Annotated in this window: 12 protein-coding genes; 2 read left to right on the top strand and 10 right to left on the bottom strand. The window is 32.6% G+C overall.

The window, feature by feature from the left end; all coding sequences use genetic code 11:
• Window positions 1-54: 54 nt before the first annotated feature.
• The 4 genes from LJY17_RS11845 to LJY17_RS11830 form a co-directional block, all read right to left on the bottom strand.
• The gene (locus LJY17_RS11845) at window positions 55-3,549 is read right to left on the bottom strand and encodes a PorP/SprF family type IX secretion system membrane protein (RefSeq protein WP_264544032.1); all 3,495 of its coding nucleotides are present in this window, start codon (window positions 3,547-3,549) and stop codon (window positions 55-57) included.
• A 3-nt stretch (window positions 3,550-3,552) separates the two neighbouring features.
• Window positions 3,553-5,049, bottom strand: coding sequence for a gliding motility-associated C-terminal domain-containing protein (locus LJY17_RS11840; protein WP_264544031.1), 1,497 nt, complete (start codon window positions 5,047-5,049; stop codon window positions 3,553-3,555).
• Window positions 5,050-5,167: 118 nt separating this feature from the next.
• Window positions 5,168-6,448 carry a hypothetical protein gene (locus tag LJY17_RS11835; protein WP_264544030.1) on the bottom strand — a complete coding sequence of 427 codons (1,281 nt, stop codon included), beginning with the start codon at window positions 6,446-6,448 and terminating at the stop codon, window positions 5,168-5,170.
• A 49-nt stretch (window positions 6,449-6,497) separates the two neighbouring features.
• On the bottom strand, window positions 6,498-6,938 hold the full coding sequence (locus tag LJY17_RS11830; RefSeq protein ID WP_264544029.1) for a hypothetical protein: 441 nt from the start codon (window positions 6,936-6,938) through the stop codon (window positions 6,498-6,500).
• A gap of 408 nt (window positions 6,939-7,346) precedes the next feature.
• On the opposite strand from LJY17_RS11830, the gene LJY17_RS11825 reads away from it, so the two are divergent.
• Together LJY17_RS11825 and LJY17_RS11820 are read left to right on the top strand one after the other, a co-directional pair.
• A complete protein-coding gene (locus tag LJY17_RS11825) occupies window positions 7,347-8,495 on the top strand; it encodes an ATP-binding protein (protein ID WP_264544028.1) in 1,149 nt (382 codons plus the stop codon).
• Window positions 8,496-8,500: 5 nt separating this feature from the next.
• Window positions 8,501-8,884 carry a DoxX family membrane protein gene (locus LJY17_RS11820; protein ID WP_264544027.1) on the top strand — a complete coding sequence of 128 codons (384 nt, stop codon included), beginning with the start codon at window positions 8,501-8,503 and terminating at the stop codon, window positions 8,882-8,884.
• A 69-nt stretch (window positions 8,885-8,953) separates the two neighbouring features.
• Here the strand turns inward: LJY17_RS11820 and LJY17_RS11815 are convergent, their stop codons facing one another.
• From LJY17_RS11815 to LJY17_RS11790, 6 genes are all read right to left on the bottom strand, one after another.
• Window positions 8,954-9,532 carry an OmpH family outer membrane protein gene (locus LJY17_RS11815; protein ID WP_264544026.1) on the bottom strand — a complete coding sequence of 193 codons (579 nt, stop codon included), beginning with the start codon at window positions 9,530-9,532 and terminating at the stop codon, window positions 8,954-8,956.
• A 306-nt stretch (window positions 9,533-9,838) separates the two neighbouring features.
• Window positions 9,839-10,687, bottom strand: coding sequence for a class I SAM-dependent methyltransferase (locus tag LJY17_RS11810; protein WP_264544025.1), 849 nt, complete (start codon window positions 10,685-10,687; stop codon window positions 9,839-9,841).
• Between the two features lie 22 nt (window positions 10,688-10,709).
• Window positions 10,710-11,060, bottom strand: coding sequence for an SH3 domain-containing protein (locus tag LJY17_RS11805; protein ID WP_264544024.1), 351 nt, complete (start codon window positions 11,058-11,060; stop codon window positions 10,710-10,712).
• Between the two features lie 30 nt (window positions 11,061-11,090).
• Window positions 11,091-12,962, bottom strand: coding sequence for a tRNA uridine-5-carboxymethylaminomethyl(34) synthesis enzyme MnmG (mnmG, locus tag LJY17_RS11800; protein WP_264544840.1), 1,872 nt, complete (start codon window positions 12,960-12,962; stop codon window positions 11,091-11,093).
• A 118-nt stretch (window positions 12,963-13,080) separates the two neighbouring features.
• Complete coding sequence (ybeY, locus tag LJY17_RS11795) at window positions 13,081-13,503, bottom strand: rRNA maturation RNase YbeY (protein WP_264544023.1); 423 nt, start codon at window positions 13,501-13,503, stop codon at window positions 13,081-13,083.
• Entirely contained in the window at window positions 13,496-16,846 is a 3,351-nt protein-coding gene (locus LJY17_RS11790; protein ID WP_264544022.1) for a DUF4175 family protein, read from the bottom strand. Before LJY17_RS11790 ends, ybeY begins: the two co-directional genes overlap by 8 nt.
• Window positions 16,847-16,888 lie beyond the last annotated feature (42 nt).

Raw genomic sequence — 16,888 nt, 5'->3', positions numbered from 1 at the left:
CATTTTTTTATGATTATTTTTTAAAAGATAATTAAATGTTAACGTGTTTTTTTGTTATTTCTCGATTTTTACAATTACCATTTTAGCATTAATTGCTTTACTTCCTTTGTTTTCAAGTGCAGATGTTGCATCTTGAATTTCAGAGAATTTTTGGTAATAGATATAATATGTTCCTGTTGCTACATTATAGAAGAAATCAATATTAGTTTGACCTGCTTGAATTGCTTTCTTAATAAACGCATCACGTTTTGCTTCATCTTTGTGAGCTGCTACAACTAAATAGAATCCTCCTTCAGCGTTGTCAATATTTTTGATAATTTGCATATTGGCTTGATCCTCATCACCATAATCAAAATCTGCAGGTGTATATGTTTGTCCTGTTGGTGAAGTTGTTTCTTTAATTTGTTTTAACGTTGCTCTATCTTTTACATATTTAGTTTGGTTACTGTCAAATGTTGCACGTTTAATACGACGTTTTTTCTCAACTTCAATTTCACTCTTAATTTGATCTAATCGAGTTAACAATTGAGCATTTTGCTTATCAGAAGCTATTTTTTCTGCTTTTAATTGTTCTAATGTTCTAGCATATGATTGATTTAAAAGATCATTTTTACCTGGAACTTTTTTCAATCTTTCTGCTGCTAATGCTTCGAATTCTTTAATTCTTGCCGCCTGATTTTTAGCATTTTCATTAATTTCTGCTTTTAATGCTTCTAATGCTCTATTTGCTGCAGCACCACTTTGGAATTCAACTTCTTTTTGTGTTGTTGCTATACCTTGCTCTGATAAGTCATTTTCTTTACGTAATTCAGATAACTCTCTAGCTTTCTCATTAACCATATTCTCAAATTTATTTAATGATTCGGTTTGGTATTTTTTAGAGTCGTCAATTACTTGAGTTAAGTTGTCTAATTCTTTATCTTCTGCTGTCTTAGCGGCTTCAAGTCTTGCTTTTGCCTCTGCTTCTTTAAGTAGTCTTTCAGCTTCAGCATCTGCTTTAGCTTTAGCCTCGGCATCTGCTCTTTCTTTTGCTAATCGAGCTGCTTCTGCTTTTTCGTTTGCTAAACGGTCTTGTTCAGCTTTTAATCTAGCTGCTTCCTCTGCTTTTGCTTTGGCAGCTGCATCTGCTTGCTCCTTCGCTAATCTATCTGCTTCTAATTTAGCTTGAGCAGCAGCATCTGATTTCTCTTTAGCTAAACGAGCCGCTTCAGCTTTTTCATTTGCTATTCTTTCCGCTTCTGCTTTTGCTTTTGCATCAGATTCCGCTTTTAAACGAGCGGCTTCTTCTGCTTTGGTCTTAGCTTCCGCATCAGCTTGTTCTTTTGCTAATCTTGCAGCTTCTGCCTTAGCTCTAGCCTCTGCATCTGCCTTTTCTTTAGCTAAGCGAGCCGCTTCAGCTTTTTCATTTGCTATTCTTTCCGCTTCTGCTTTTGCTTTTGCATCAGATTCCGCTTTTAAACGAGCGGCTTCTTCTGCTTTTGCTTTTGCAGCAGCATCTGCTTGTTCTTTTGCCAATCTTGCAGCTTCTGCCTTAGCTCTAGCCTCTGCATCTGTCTTTTCTTTAGCTAAGCGAGCCGATTCTGCTTTTTCATTTGCTATTCTTTCCGCTTCTGCTTTTGCTTTTGCATCAGATTCCGCTTTTAAACGAGCGGCTTCTTCTGCTTTTGCTTTTGCAGCAGCATCTGCTTGTTCTTTTGCCAATCTTGCAGCTTCTGCCTTAGCTCTAGCCTCTGCATCTGTCTTTTCTTTAGCTAAGCGAGCCGCTTCTGCTTTTTCATTTGCTATTCTTTCCGCTTCTGCTTTTGCTTTTGCATCAGATTCCGCTTTTAAACGAGCAGCTTCTTCTGCTTTGGTCTTAGCTTCCGCATCAGCTTTTTCTTTCGCTAATCTGTCTGCCTCAGCTTTTTCCCTTGCTAAAGCATCTGCTTTCTCTTTAGCTAATCGGGCAACTTCAGCTTTCTCTTTTGCAATTCTTTCCGCCTCAGCTTTTGCTTTTGCATCAGATTCTGCTTTAGCTCTTGCTAGTGCATCTGCAGCTTCTTTTGCTAAACGGTCTTGTTCAGCTTTTAATCTAGCTGCAGCATCTGCTTTTTCTTTTGCTAATCTTTCTGCTTCTAATTTAGCTTGAGCAGCAGCATCTGCTTTAGCTCTAGCTTCTGCATCTGCCTTTTCTTTACGTAAACGCTCAGCTTCTAAACGAGCTCTTTCTTGTTCCGCTCTTAATCGTTCAGCTGCTTCTTTCGCTTTTGCATCGGCATCTAATTTAGCTTGTAATGCAGCTGCTTCTTTTTCTTTACGTAAACGTTCTGTCTCTGATATTGCATTAGCTTTATCTGCCTCTGCTTTAAGTCTTGCTTCTGCCTCTGCTTTCGCTCTTGCTTCTGCAAGAGCTTTATCTTGTTCTGCTTTTAATCTAGCTGCTGCTTCTGCTTTCGCTTTTGCTTCAGCTAATTCTTTTTCTTTACGTAGACGCTCTGCTTCTAAACGGTCTTTTTCTTGCTGTGCCTTTAATGCTAACTGAGCATCACGTTCTTTTTTAAGTTCTGCAGGAGATTTTTTCTTAACTGCAACTGGTTTTTTATAAGGATTTGTTTTATTACTGGCTTTAACAATAGGTCCTGCATCTTCATAATCTCCATACCCTCTGATTTTATAAGCTAAAGTAATTTCATGAGATAAACCAAAATTAGAGTAGCTACCTAATCCTTTTTCTACAACATAACCTAAAGAAATTTTCTTTGCTATAATTAAACCTAAACCACCAGAAACACCATATAAACCATTATAGCCAGCTTGAAACCAACCTGCTTTGGGAGCATTGACTAAAATTGAGCCAGAAAAAACAGTTTTTTCTTTACCCATTTCTCCTTTAATTAATGCAGTAAACTTGCCATTTTCAAAAAGGCCAGAATTATACATGTATCCTGTATACATAATATGTGCAGCAGCTCCTCTCATCGGATCATCTGGCACAACTTCTGAATTGTTAAAATTATAAGTAAAAATATTGTTAGCGCTCAAACCTAAATCTATAAAGCCTGTGCTATAATTTATTCCAGGATTAATTGTTACTAATGAATTTTTAGGAACGTTTTGTAATGAAAGATCTGTTTGATCATTAACTTTGACTTTTCCTGTATTTAAACCACTATTTACATAAGCTAAATTAAGACCAAAAGCGAAACTACTTTCATTTGACATTTCTATACTTCTGGCAAAGTTCGCAACAACTCCAAATGAAGTTAAGGAACCACGATTTCTTTGAAATGCTCCAATTGCAACACCATTTTGCTCTCTAAATCTACCTGAGTAGCTAAAAAAATAAGAAGTAGGAGCGTCTTGAAAACCTGTCCATTGCCTTTTGTTTAAAAAACTAATAAACGATTCATCTTCTCTTACAAACGAGAAAGTAGGATTAATTAAAAATTTATTAAATTTTAATGAATTTTTTGCTGGTACATCAAATGACATAACGCCGTCTCCTGTTTGTGCAAGAGCGGCATCAAATAAACATAACATCAAAACAAAACATAATAATCCTTTTCTCATACGTTATTTGATTATGGTAATCGATCCTTTTTTAACTGCGCTTCCGTCTTTTGAAATAATATAATAATAAACGGGATTTACAGATTTAAATTCGACAGTGGTTTGGGGCCAATTGTTCTCGTAATTTTTTGTTTTTAATACTTCTTTTCCAAAAGAGTCAACAATAAAAATCTCTATGTTATCCGCAATATATTCTTGTGGTATGATCCAAGTATCATTTACATCGTCATTATTAGGACTTATTGTATTAGGAACATCTGTAGGATCAATTCCAATTTTTATAGTAAACTTATATTCCAAAGGGAAATTACATGTTGCTCCAGTTTGTGTAACCTTCAATGTATATTTTCCTGGTAATGATGTTGTTAATGTATTTGTCGTAGATAAAGCTACTGGATTTCCCGCTAAATACCACTCAAATGTAGGAGATACCGCGTCTGTAGTAGCGGTTATTACTTTTATCTCGCCATCATCAATAAAATTAAATCCAGGGTCTAATACAACATCAAGAGTTGTATTAAAGGTTTCTGCTGTTAGTGTAATTGTATTTGATGTAGCAGCACAACTTCCTTGCCCGATAACTACTTTATAAGTTCCGGATTGTGCAGTAACATAAGTACTCGAAGTTGCACCAGCAATAGCAACGTCATTGCGATACCATTGATAAGTATAACCAGATTGAACACTCAATGTTGTTGGATTTGAAGGACATATACTAGTTCCACCACTTGATGTGATTGTAAATGTTTGACCTGTTGGACTTGGTACTACCTGAACTTTTTTTGAACAATAGAAAGAAGATAGGGTTGTACAAGGTCCGTATTCTATAAAAGCTTGATAAGTGCCTGGTGTATTTACTGTTAATGTTGATCCGGTTTGCCCTGCAACTACAACATCATCTTTATACCATCTGTATTTTAATGCTGGCGTAATATCTAAAGGAGATGGGTTTCCAGGCGTCGTAGGGTCTACAATTAGGTTTATGCTACCAGATCCACAAAGATAGAGTGTAGAAGCACCATTATTTATTGAAAAGTCATCTATAAACGCTTTATAATAAGCCGAAATACCTGTTCTACTAGGTAAATTTGGATCAGGGTTTGGTACAGCGCCACTTGATGGTCCAGCAGTAGCGGGACTTGTTGCTGTATTTTTAATCCTAAACTTATATTTATCACTTCCTACTAAATTACTTGGTAATCTAAAATTGAAACTTCCAGGGCTAGTTGTTGTTTGTGAAGATATTATTGTTAGAGATGGTAGTGGAGTTGTTAAAAAAGACCCATTAGCATCTGACATTTCTAATACGTAGGTTCCAGCACCAGAAAATGTAAAATTGATGGTAAAATCATTAAAATTTGTTGGATAGGGCGGTGGCTCTGCACACATTTGTGTAAACACAAAATTAGGGGCTCCTATTTGCGCAAAAACTTTGCCTTGAAGTAATATCAAAACAAAGACAAAAGTAAGCTGTAATTTAGATAGTATTTTTCTTTCCATAAACCCACAAATTTAGGTTATCAACATAGGTAAACTCATTTTTCTCCAACTTATTGTATAAAGACAAAGAAATCCATTAAAAGATTTTCTCTTAATGGATTATTTCTGTCTTTTCAAATTATTTTGAAGCTGTAATTTTACCGATTTTAACTCTAAAATCTGGGGTTTTGGCTTTTAAATCAATAAACATTTCCTGATTAGGAGTATGCTCATAAAGATTAGAAAATTGAGGATTTCCATAATAATCTTCTAAATCTTCATTATTAGTAGAGTTTTCAACAAAAATATTTCCTTTACAATTATTGAAATACATTTGCTCTAATTTAATTCTTTTCAGATTAGTATTATCCATTTTAATGTCATCATCAAGAATAACTGCTGGACTAAACCCTGAGATAACACTTCTCTTTAAGGCTAATGAAGCATTATCTGCAATAAAAACAGATTCTTTAACCAATCCACTCGCTTGATCTTGCGCTAAATTATCTGTAGTATTAACCAATGTACAGTTTGTAGCGACAACATTTGTCAAACCTTTTGAAAAATCTGCTTCATCTTTTTTATCGTAAGAAGTTACGTTTAAACATCTTGAACGAGTTGCTCCAGAATAATACGAATGTCTTATTGCTAAAGAATTATCCATTCTTACTTGAGCTCCTTGAGTAAATTTAAAATCATCTCCTGTTGATCTCAAAGAAACCATGTTTTTAACAGACATATCTCCACCTAAAATCTCTACTGCGTTTCCCTGAGGGAAGCTACACATTACATTTTCGATAACTGTTTTATTACCTACACCAGCTAAAGAAAGTGCATTATAATCTTTGTAACCTTTTATTTTTTTTCCAGCAAATTCAATTCTTAAGAATCTCATAATTCCTGAATTTGCCATTGGATTAGTACCTCCATAAATAGTTTGAGAAGGGTCTAATTCGAAAGCTATAGAAGATGTTCCTCCAAATTTATTGATTGGCGCATCACCTAGAATAACAACACCTCCCCAGTCTCCTGGTTTTCTTTGAGGTCTATTTGATGTAAATACAATTGGATCTGTTTCTGTTCCGTTTGCAATAATTTGAGCGCCTTTAGTGATAACCAACGCACCATTTGTTTCATAATCTCCCTTGATTACAGTTCCTGGTTCAATCGTTAAGACAGCGTTATTTGTAACATATACTGGTCCTTGTAAAAGGTAGGTATTCTTTTTTAACAAAGTTGTATTAGTTGTAATCTTACCATACAAAATCTGATTTGTTTCGTTGTATTCAGTATTTTGTGGTTTAAATTCTGTCCAGTTATTTAACCAGTTACTAGAACCAATTATTCCCTTCTCTTGTTGTGCAGTAGCTGAAGTAGCTACAAGCATAGCCATTACTGTGATGTTGAATACTTTTCTCATGGGGATTTGGGTTAGAGTGTTAGTACTAATTTACTCAAATAATTATTTTTTATTGTTCATTCAACTGATTTAGCTCTCTAAGCATTGATTCATAATACAAGATAGAAATAACTAAGTTTCCTTTGTCTGCATAAGGAGTCATTTGTCTTTGAAAAGCTACAGTTGTATTTAAAAAGTTTGCTGTATTTTCTTTTTGTGCTTCAAGATATTTGTTATTGTCAGCATTTTCTGGTATACCTACATCTTGCATTGTAACTCCTGGTTTAGTTGTTAATGCGATGTAAGGAAGGTAATTTACTAGAGTATTAATTCGCTCGATATACAAATCTAGAAGTTGTCCTTTTTGCATAGTTTCAAGTTCACTTTTTTCGTGGAATTTTTTAATACCAGCTCCAGTACTAATAATACTTTTAGGTTTTCCTTTAGCTTGAGCGTTAACATTTCCAATTGCAAAAATCATAAAAAGTCCAAAAAAGATAATTTTCTTCATGTGGTTCTAATTTTAATTAGTTATTTCTAATAGTTCAAAAATAGGCCTTTAAATTGAATAAACAAGTTTTTGACAACTTTTTTATAAAAAAAACAGAATCTACTTGTTTATCTCATTTTAAAGGTTTATAAAAAACAATGCATTTATTTTTTAAACTACATAACCAAAAGCGTGCCAAAAATTTTTGTTTTGTTAAAAATATATAAAAAAATCTAAAAATGTGCATTTCGTCGATTTTTTTTTATTTAGTCGGGCGCAAAATTATATATTTTTTTTTATAACTATCTAATTTTGAGTAATTTTTATTTTAAAAAAACTTTAAGTAAAAATTAAATCACTATTTTTTCTCAATGCAAACATTACTTTTTAATTTCTTATCTACATTTACAAAATTAAAGATAATTCATAATGTTGTTTAAAAATATTGTAGGGCAAGAACATATAAAAAGCCACCTTTTAACAAGTGCAAAAAATGGCAGAGTGCCTCATGCTCAGCTATTTGTAGGTCATGAAGGAAGTGGTGTATTACTAACGGCTATTGCTTATGCGCAATATGTTTTGTGCAAAAATATTAATTTAGAAAACAGTGGAGGAAATGAATCTTGTAATCTAAAATTTGAAAATTTTTCTCATCCTGATTTACATTTTGTATATCCTACAGTAACAACCGAAGATGTGAAATCTAAACCAAAAAGTTTAGATTTTCTGACCTTATGGAGAGATTTTTTAACAGAAAAACCATATGGAAGTCTTTTTGATTGGTATGACAAACTTGGAGTAGGAAACAAGCAAGGTGAAATTAGAGTAGAAGATGCTTCTGAAATTTTAAAGTCTTTATCTTTAAAATCTTATGAAGGTGGCTACAAGATAATGATTATTTGGATGGCTGATAAAATGAATATAGCCGCTTCAAATAAATTATTAAAACTTTTAGAAGAACCTACAGACAAAACTCTCTTTATATTAATATCTGAAAATGAAGAAGATATACTTCAAACCATTCGTTCAAGATGTCAAGTAATTCATTTTCCTAAGCTGAGTGAATCGGCAATTTCAAAACATTTAATTGAATTCGAAGGAATAGGAGAGAAGGAAGCTATGACAATTGCTCACAAATCTCAAGGTAATTACAATAAGGCTTTACAATTGTGTCACAAAATTAATGAAGATACACCATTTGAGGAATGGTTTGTAAACTGGGTTCGTGCTGCTTTTAGAGCAAAAGGTAATGCCGCTGCCATCCAAGATTTAATTAATTGGAGCGAAGAAATTGCTAAATTAGGACGTGAAACTCAGAAGAAATTTTTACACTTTTGTACCGATATGTTTCGCCAGGCTTTGCTATATAATTATCAAGCCGAACCTTTAGTATATTATGAATCTGGAATTCAGGGATTTGACATGAAAAAATTCGCGCCTTTTATTACTGGTAATAACATTTCAGAAATATATAAAGAACTCAATGATGCCGTTTACCACATTGAACGTAACGGAAATGCCAAAATTATTTTAACCGATTTATCTATAAAACTAACCCGTTTAATCCATAAAAACTAAAACTTATGCACAATTTATCTTCACTTTTAGTTCTATTATTTTTAGCAATAACATTTTTACAATCAGGATACGATAAATTCACTGATTATCAAGGAAATTTAGGATGGTTGAAAGAACATTTTAAAGGTACTTTTTTTGATGGAAAAGTAGATTTTTCTTTAAAAATCATTTTAATTTTAGAATTAATTGCTGGTTTACTTTGTATAGTAGGAATGATTGAATTAGTAGTCAATAACGGAAATACATTTGCTAAATATGGAGCAATTGTTTCATGTGTAACATTGGTAATGCTTTTATTTGGTCAGCGAGTTGCAAAAGATTACGACGGCGCTAGAACAATAGCTATTTATTTTATTGTAGCAGTTTTTGGTCTCTATTTACTTGAATAACTTAGTTTAACTTTTCAATAAAAAAAGCGCTCAAAATGAGCGCTTTTTTTATTCGTAAATAGTAAAAATTTACTTTTTCTCTTCTTTCTTAGTTTCTTCTTTAGCATCAGATTTTTTAGCTTTGCTTTCGTACTTTTCGTTTAATGCCTTTGTGATTTCTCCAGTAATATCATAGCTGTCTTTTGCATATAAAACTGTAGCAGCGTCACCTGTTCCATAGATATAATCATATCCTTTTTGCTTTCCGTAATCTTTAATAAAGACTTTTACTTGCTTAACAATAGTGTCTAATTCTTTACCACTTTCTTGTTGTAATTGTTGAAGCATAGCTTGTTGAGCATATCCTAATTGTTGTTCTCTTTGTTGTAGTTCGGCTCCTTTTTGTTGCGCCCACATTTGACCTTTAGCCATAGCATTCTTTTGGAAACCATCCATTTCAACTTTAAGCTTTTTTGCGGCAACTTCTAGCTCACGACCCATAACTTCACCTTTAGTTTTGTACTTTTCGTCTAATTCTTTAGCCTCTGTATAATCTTCCATTAATTTTTGGGTATCAATATAGGCTGTTTTAAATTCTTTAGCATCCGGAGTTTTGTTACACGCCACTGCTGAAACTATTACAGCAACCATTACTACAATCTTCTTCATTTTATTTGTTTATTAATTTTTTTAAATTTTGGTAAAAATAGAGTTTTTATTTTAATATGGAAGTTAAGTCAAAAAGATTGAAGAACACATTTTTTAGTCAAACTTAAAAAATTGAAATTTTATTAAAAATGTTGGTTTTGCAGATAAAAAGAATATATAATAAAAAACTATAATTTTTTTTAAAACTATAGTTAATTCTAATTAAAACACAATTAAATAGTTTGCTTTTAAGGTATTTTTAAAAACAAGAAAGGTATTTCAATATGAAACACCTTAAACCTTCTTTAAATCGCTTAAAAATACGTTTTACTTGTTTTTAACCACGTAAATGTGCGACGAATATTCTTTGCTAGCATTCGCTTTTAAATTTGAACGTAAACCAATCCAAAAAGCACTAAAAAAATTCATTTTCCCTGTTTTGTATTTTTCTGATAGAAGAGAAACATAAAAACTATCAAAAATCATTGGAAGGGTTTTTTCCAATTTCATATTTTCACGTGAAACAAGTTTTTCAATACTCGTTCTTGAAAAATGCCAAAGGTGTCTTGGAACATCATAGGCCGCCCAAAATTTTCCATAATGTTGTGCATCAAATGATTTATAATTGGGAACAGCAATAATCAAAGTACCATTGGGTTTCAATAATCGTTTTAATTGTTTGATTTGATATTCTACATCTGGTACATGTTCCATAACATGCCACATAGTAATGACGTTAAATTGCTCATTTTCAATGCTTTCAATTGAATTTTGAAAAGAAATACCTTTAGAAATAGCTAATTTTTTAGCATTTTCATTAGGTTCTACACCTGTAGTTTGCCAACCAGATGCTTTAGCTGCTACAAGAAAGTCGCCAGTTCCCGCACCAATGTCTAATAAACTCCCTTTTTCACGATGATAAGAATTAATTAATCCTACTTTCTTTTTTAAAGAGTAGGATTTAACCAAGTGGTACATTTTCTCAAATAAAGAACGTTTTGAATCTGTATGTGAAATGTAATCTTCACTTTCATAATACGAACCCAAATTTTCTAAAGCCGGCTGGGGATGGGTTTTTAATAATTGCAGATCAGAATCTAAAAGCAATTCGAAATTTTCTTTTGAAACTGAATGATCTTGTACTTTGATGTAAACGTTATCTGTTGAGAAATTCATTTTAATTTCTTACTGTTTATATTTAATTAATTTTGATACATTCTGAAGGAATCCAACCTTCTTCTTTTGTTTGTAGATTTTTAAGCCACAACCATCCATTTAAAGATTTTAAAACTTGAAGTTCATCGCCTAAATCAACACTTAGTTCTAAGGCCGAATAATCTTCTAAAATAACACCTGTTTTTTTATCATCCGAAAAGGAAATAATTTGAATAGGAATCCAACCTGAATTATTTTTGGATTCAGCCCAAATCCAACCTTTCCATTTTTCTTCAGTTTCCTCTTTACCCAAAACAACAGTATCACCAATACTAAGTTGAATAGGATTTAAATATTGTTTTTGATAAGATTTTATAACTGTCGCAATTTCCATTCTCGTTCCACGTGAAACAAATTGAAAAAATTATCGCCCCATAAAAACTAACAACACCGAAATGTCATTTGGTGAAACACCACTGATACGAGATGCTTGTGAAATAGTAACAGGACGAATCTTTTTTAGTTTTTCTCGAGCTTCATAAGAAAGTGATTTTAACTGATCATAGTCAAAATTATCTGGAATACGGATATTTTCTAAACGGTGAAGCTTTTCGGCATTAGTTCTTTCCTTTTCTATATAACCCGAATATTTCACTTGAATTTCGGCTTGTTCTAAAACTTCTTTATCCAAAGTATTATTAGAAATGTATTCTTCAACTTTTTCGAATTTACGCATATCATCCATATCAATTTGCGGACGTGAGAAAATTTTAAACATTTTATCACCTTGCGAAATAGAAGTACTTTCTTTAGCTTCTAAAACCGGATTTGCTTCTGCAACAGAAACGGAAGTTTCTTTGAAAAAGTTAACCATTTTATCAGCCTCGTTAAATTTATATTCCATACGACGCATACGTTCATCTGAAGCTAACCCAATTTTATTCGACATTGGAGTCAAACGATAATCGGCATTATCTTGACGAAGTAACGTACGATACTCGGCACGAGAGGTAAACATACGATATGGTTCTTCCGTTCCTTTTGTAATTAAATCATCTATAAGAACTCCTATATATGCCTCATCACGTTTTAATGTAAACTCATCACGTTCTTGCGCTTTCAATGCAGCATTTATCCCCGCCATTAATCCTTGAGAAGCCGCTTCTTCATATCCGGTAGTTCCATTAATTTGTCCTGCGAAAAACAAACCAGAAATTAATTTAGTTTCTAACGTATGTTTTAACTGCGTAGGAGGGAAGTAGTCATATTCGATTGCATAACCTGCACGGAAGAATTTTACATTTTCAAAACCTTCTACAGAACGCAATGCTTTAAATTGAACATCTTCTGGCAACGAAGTAGAAAATCCGTTCACATACACTTCAACAGTATTCCATCCTTCTGGCTCTACAAAAAGCTGATGACGGTCTTTATCTGCAAAACGATTTATTTTATCTTCTATAGAAGGACAATATCTTGGACCCAATGATTTTATTCGACCGTTAAACATTGGAGAACGATCAAATCCTTCGCGCAATAAATCATGCACCAAAGGAGAAGTATAAGTCATATGACAATCGCGTTGGATTTTCAATGGTTTTGTAATATCAGAATAAGAGAATTTAGCAGGATTAACATCTCCTGGTTCAACTCTCATTTTAGAATAATCTAACGAACGACCATCTACACGTGGTGGAGTTCCAGTTTTCATTCTTCCTGATTGAAAACCTAATTTAATCAAATCTTCGGTAATTCCGTACGAAGCACTTTCACCAGCACGACCACCACCAAATTGTTTATCTCCAATATGAATCAACCCATTCAAAAAAGTACCGTTGGTTAGTACAACGGTTTTAGCATATATGTTTAAACCAATCGCTGTTTTAACACCTGTAATTTTATCACCTTCTGTAATCACTCCAGTAACCATTTCTTGGTAAAAATCAAGGTTAGGAGTTTGCTCCAACATCAATCTCCATTCTTCAGAAAAACGCATACGATCACTTTGACAACGTGGCGACCACATAGCAGGTCCTTTAGACTGATTCAACATCTTGAATTGAATCGCGGTCTTATCTGAAACAATTCCAGAATAACCACCAAGCGCATCAATCTCACGAACAATTTGTCCTTTTGCAATTCCGCCCATAGCAGGATTACATGACATTTGCGCAATATTTTGCAAACTCATTGTAATCAATAATGTTTTACAACCCAAATTTGCAGCAGATGCTGCAGCCTCACAACCTGCGTGACCAGCACCAACTACAATTACATCATACTTCTCTAAAAACATAATTCCTTTAAGGAGTTTTGAATTCATATTGTTTCACCTGAAACAATATGAATGTTTATTATTTTTTTGTAAAAATTTAATTTCTGTTCCACGTGGAACAGAAATTAATATAAATTGTTTAAAAATGTTTCACGTGAAACATTTTAATTTTTTCTTCTTCTTTAGAACGCATTAATAATTCATCCGATTCAGATTTGTCTTTGTATCCACAATAGTGAAGTACACCATGGATAATAACACGTTTTAATTCATCTTCAAAAGAAACATTAAAATCTAAAGCATTATCTTTTACACGTTCAACAGAGATAAATATGTCTCCAGAAATAATATCACCCTCGGTATAATCAAAACTAATTATATCCGTAAGTGTATCATGATCTAAATACTGTTGATTTATTTCAAGTAAATACTCATCATCACAGAAAATATAAGACAGTTCTCCTAAGGTTTTTCCTTCTGATTTGACAACATTTTCTATCCAAGAAGTGTATTCTTCTTCGTTAGAAATTAAAAAATCTATTTCATAATTGTAACTAATCATTCTCTTTGAAATAATCTTGAACGCGTTTATTAAATTGCGAGCGCAAAGGTAGTGTTTGTCTATTTAATATTTCAATACTATTCAAATAATCTTGAAGCTTTTGCGGAAGGGCAGGAGCAGTGTTTTGAAACTCTCTTTTATTAGTTATCCCTTCTCTTTTATTATCTTGATTTTGTTTTTGTACTGCTTCTTCAAGATTTAATAAATCATATTTTAAATTCAATGCTTTTTGAACTACGTCTTGGGTAAAACCTTTATTAATAAGTTGCTTTTCTATTTGCTTCATTTTACTTAAAGCATCTTGACCAGCACCTGTTAATCCGTGTTTCTTTAATTCGTTTTCTAAACTTTCACGAAGCTGTCTCTGTTCTTTTAAAATGTCAAGAACTTGCTTTGCATTTCCTTCTCCATCACTATCGCTTCCTTCAGCATTTTGTGATTGTCCTGATTGTCCAGACTTACCACCGTTTTGACCACCCGACATTCCTTCACCAGGTTTTTGTCCTGGCTTCTGTCCTGGTTTTTCTCCTTGCTTATCACCACCTTCTTTATTTCCTTCTTGCATTTTTTCACCCAGACCTTGTTGCTTTTTAATAATATCTGGCAATTGCATTCCACTACCTTGTCCTTTTCCTGGTTTGGGAGAACCCTGACCTTGGCCAGACATTTGCATTTGCATGCTGTTTAAAATATCAGCCAATAAATTAGCTAGAGTGTTAGCGCCGGTTAATGCAAATTGTTGACTTGAAGTACCTCTTCCGATTTGATTTTCGGTAAAAGAAACAATGCTTTTATCCATATTGTAATGAATATTTCCAATCTCAATTATAACCTTGTCTCCAATTTTAGGATTACGTAATGACATTGCAAACAAACTATCATCGACATAACGAAATTGATTTTTTAAATCTTGCTGGCGTTTTAAATTCTTGGCAAAAGACGCATTATTTCCATTGACCTCTTTTACACTTTTAATTAAATTTTCTTGAGAAAAGGAAACCTCTACTAAATTATCTAAAATCTGACGTAGCATTTTTACATCTTCTTCCAATTGTTCTTGCTCACCACCTTGCATATCCATTTGCATAGACTGCCCCATTTGTTGCATTTTCTTTGCAGCACTCTTTTGTTTAGGAGAAGCTGAAGAAGGAGAATTCTTCTTTAATTGATCTGAAGCATTTTTTAAATCATTGTCAATACTTTCTTTTTTATCCTTATCATTAGGTATATCCATTGGTTTTTTCAATTCCTTATTTTCTTTATCAAGAGCGTCAAGTTGCTTTTTTAAATCATCGAATTCTTTGTTAATTTCATTTTGCTTCTCTGTTGAATTTTCTTTACTATCAGATAATTTTTCTTGTTTCTCGGCAAGCTTTTCTAATTTATCAGCAATTTGACTGGCCTTCTTTTCTACATAATAACGTTTGGTGAGCTCAACCAATTGCTCCAAACTTTTAGTTTGGTTTTTACTTTTTTGCTGGAACTTTTCAATACGATCAAACAACTCTTCTTGTTCTAACTTATTATTTAGTTCCTTCAACTCATCCAAAAGTTTTTGGTTTTTCTCAGCATCTTTTTGTACTTTTTCAAGACGTTCTTTTAAAAGTTCTTTATCTGGATCTTTCTCAGTAGGGTTGAATTTCTCTAAATTCTCTTTCATCTTATCAGAGAATTCTTTGAACATTTCTTCTTGTTGTTTTTGACGTTTCAAAAAGTCATTCATTTTCTGCTGATCTTTATAATCAAGATCTTTTTTTTCTTTACTATTTTGCTGAAGCTTTTCTAACTCGTTAATTTGTTTGTCTTGGCTTTTTAAAGTTTTTTCCAAACCTTGAATACTCTGATTTTGATTTTCTAAAAACTGTTCTTGCTTTTCAGATTCGGTATCTTCTCTATGTGAAAAAACAGAAGACTTAACACTTTTAAAATGATGGATTGCATCATTATCATAAACCTCAAAATAGTATTCATAGGCAATTCCTTCCTCTATAGGTAAGTTACTAGGAAAAGCAAAAACAAATTGGTCATACACATCATTCTTAACCTTCAACGTTCCTCGATGCGTTTTAGCAGGATTGTTCTTAGGATAATAAACAACCTGAAGTTTTGAAAGTCCATAATCATCTGAAAGTTGACCTAACAAATAGCTTTTTCCTAGTTTAAGGGTATCAGGAGCGACATCAACTTTAATTGTTGGGTATTGATCTTTTAAAACATTGATTGAATACGACAACTTTTCATAGTTTTGTACCTTACTATTTGAAGTAACTATCTGATAATCTGAATTTTCATAAATATTTTTTGATAAACTAAACGCTTTTTGGCTCCTAGAAAAAGGGAAAGAGTTATTCTTTTCAATTAATGAAACTTTATCAGTAGCCACAGTATTCATAACCCATGACACTTGAGTCCCTTCTGGTACAATAGCATTACCTGTTCCTTTAATAACTTCAGTCTTTTTATGTAAATATGCCGGAAAATTAAGTTTCATTTCGAAGTATACAATAGCGGGTACCGTAGTAACATTCAAAACATAATTAGAGGAAGAAACTTCATTGGCTTCAATATGAAAATCTATATTAGAAACTGGCTTTTCAAACGTATATTGAAATTCACCAGGTTTACTACTTTCCATAAAATAGCTTTCATCATTAATGTAGATAAGTGCTTTTTCAGGAACAACTTTTCCAGTGGTTTTAACCTTCAGAACAAAATCTTTGTTTTGTTCAGTTACAAGATTATTAACTACAACAAAACTAAATGGAGCAGGAGGTGTGTATTGTTGCTTGAAGTTAACAACTCTACTCATGCTTTCAGTTATATAATCTTTCCTTCCAGAAATTGCAAGGAATATAATAAAGAGAATAGGAATAGCTGCTAAAGGAATAAACTTTTTGTTCTTATTAAAATCAATCGCATTTGTAAAAGGAATTGGTTGTAAAGAATTAGCTTTTTGTTCTATAGAAGCGAGAAGCAATTCTGATTGGTTTCTATCATTGGCTAATTGTAAAAAATTAATCAACTTATCATTTACATTAGAAAAATGACTTCCAATGATTTTAGATGCATCTTCATAAGTAATACCCTTTTGAATTCTAAATAATTTTGTTAGAGGAAAAATGATAAATCTTCCTAGCAGAAATAATTCGACCAAGACAAATAACCAAAACAATACAGTTCTTCCTGTTGGTTTTAACCAAAGGAAATACTCTACAAAACTTGTAAAAAGAAAATATAACAAGCCTAATCCAACAAAAAATATACTACCACGAATAAGTTCATTCGTATAAAACTTTTTGATGAATTGTTCTAGTTTACCAAAAATTACTTCGGAAGCGTTCATAAATGCTTACAATTGTTAATAACCTATAAAATTATGAAATTT

Source organism: Flavobacterium hankyongi (assembly GCF_036840915.1).
Taxonomy (GTDB): Bacteria; Bacteroidota; Bacteroidia; order Flavobacteriales; family Flavobacteriaceae; genus Flavobacterium; species Flavobacterium hankyongi.
This window is presented reverse-complemented; position numbering and strand designations above follow the sequence as displayed.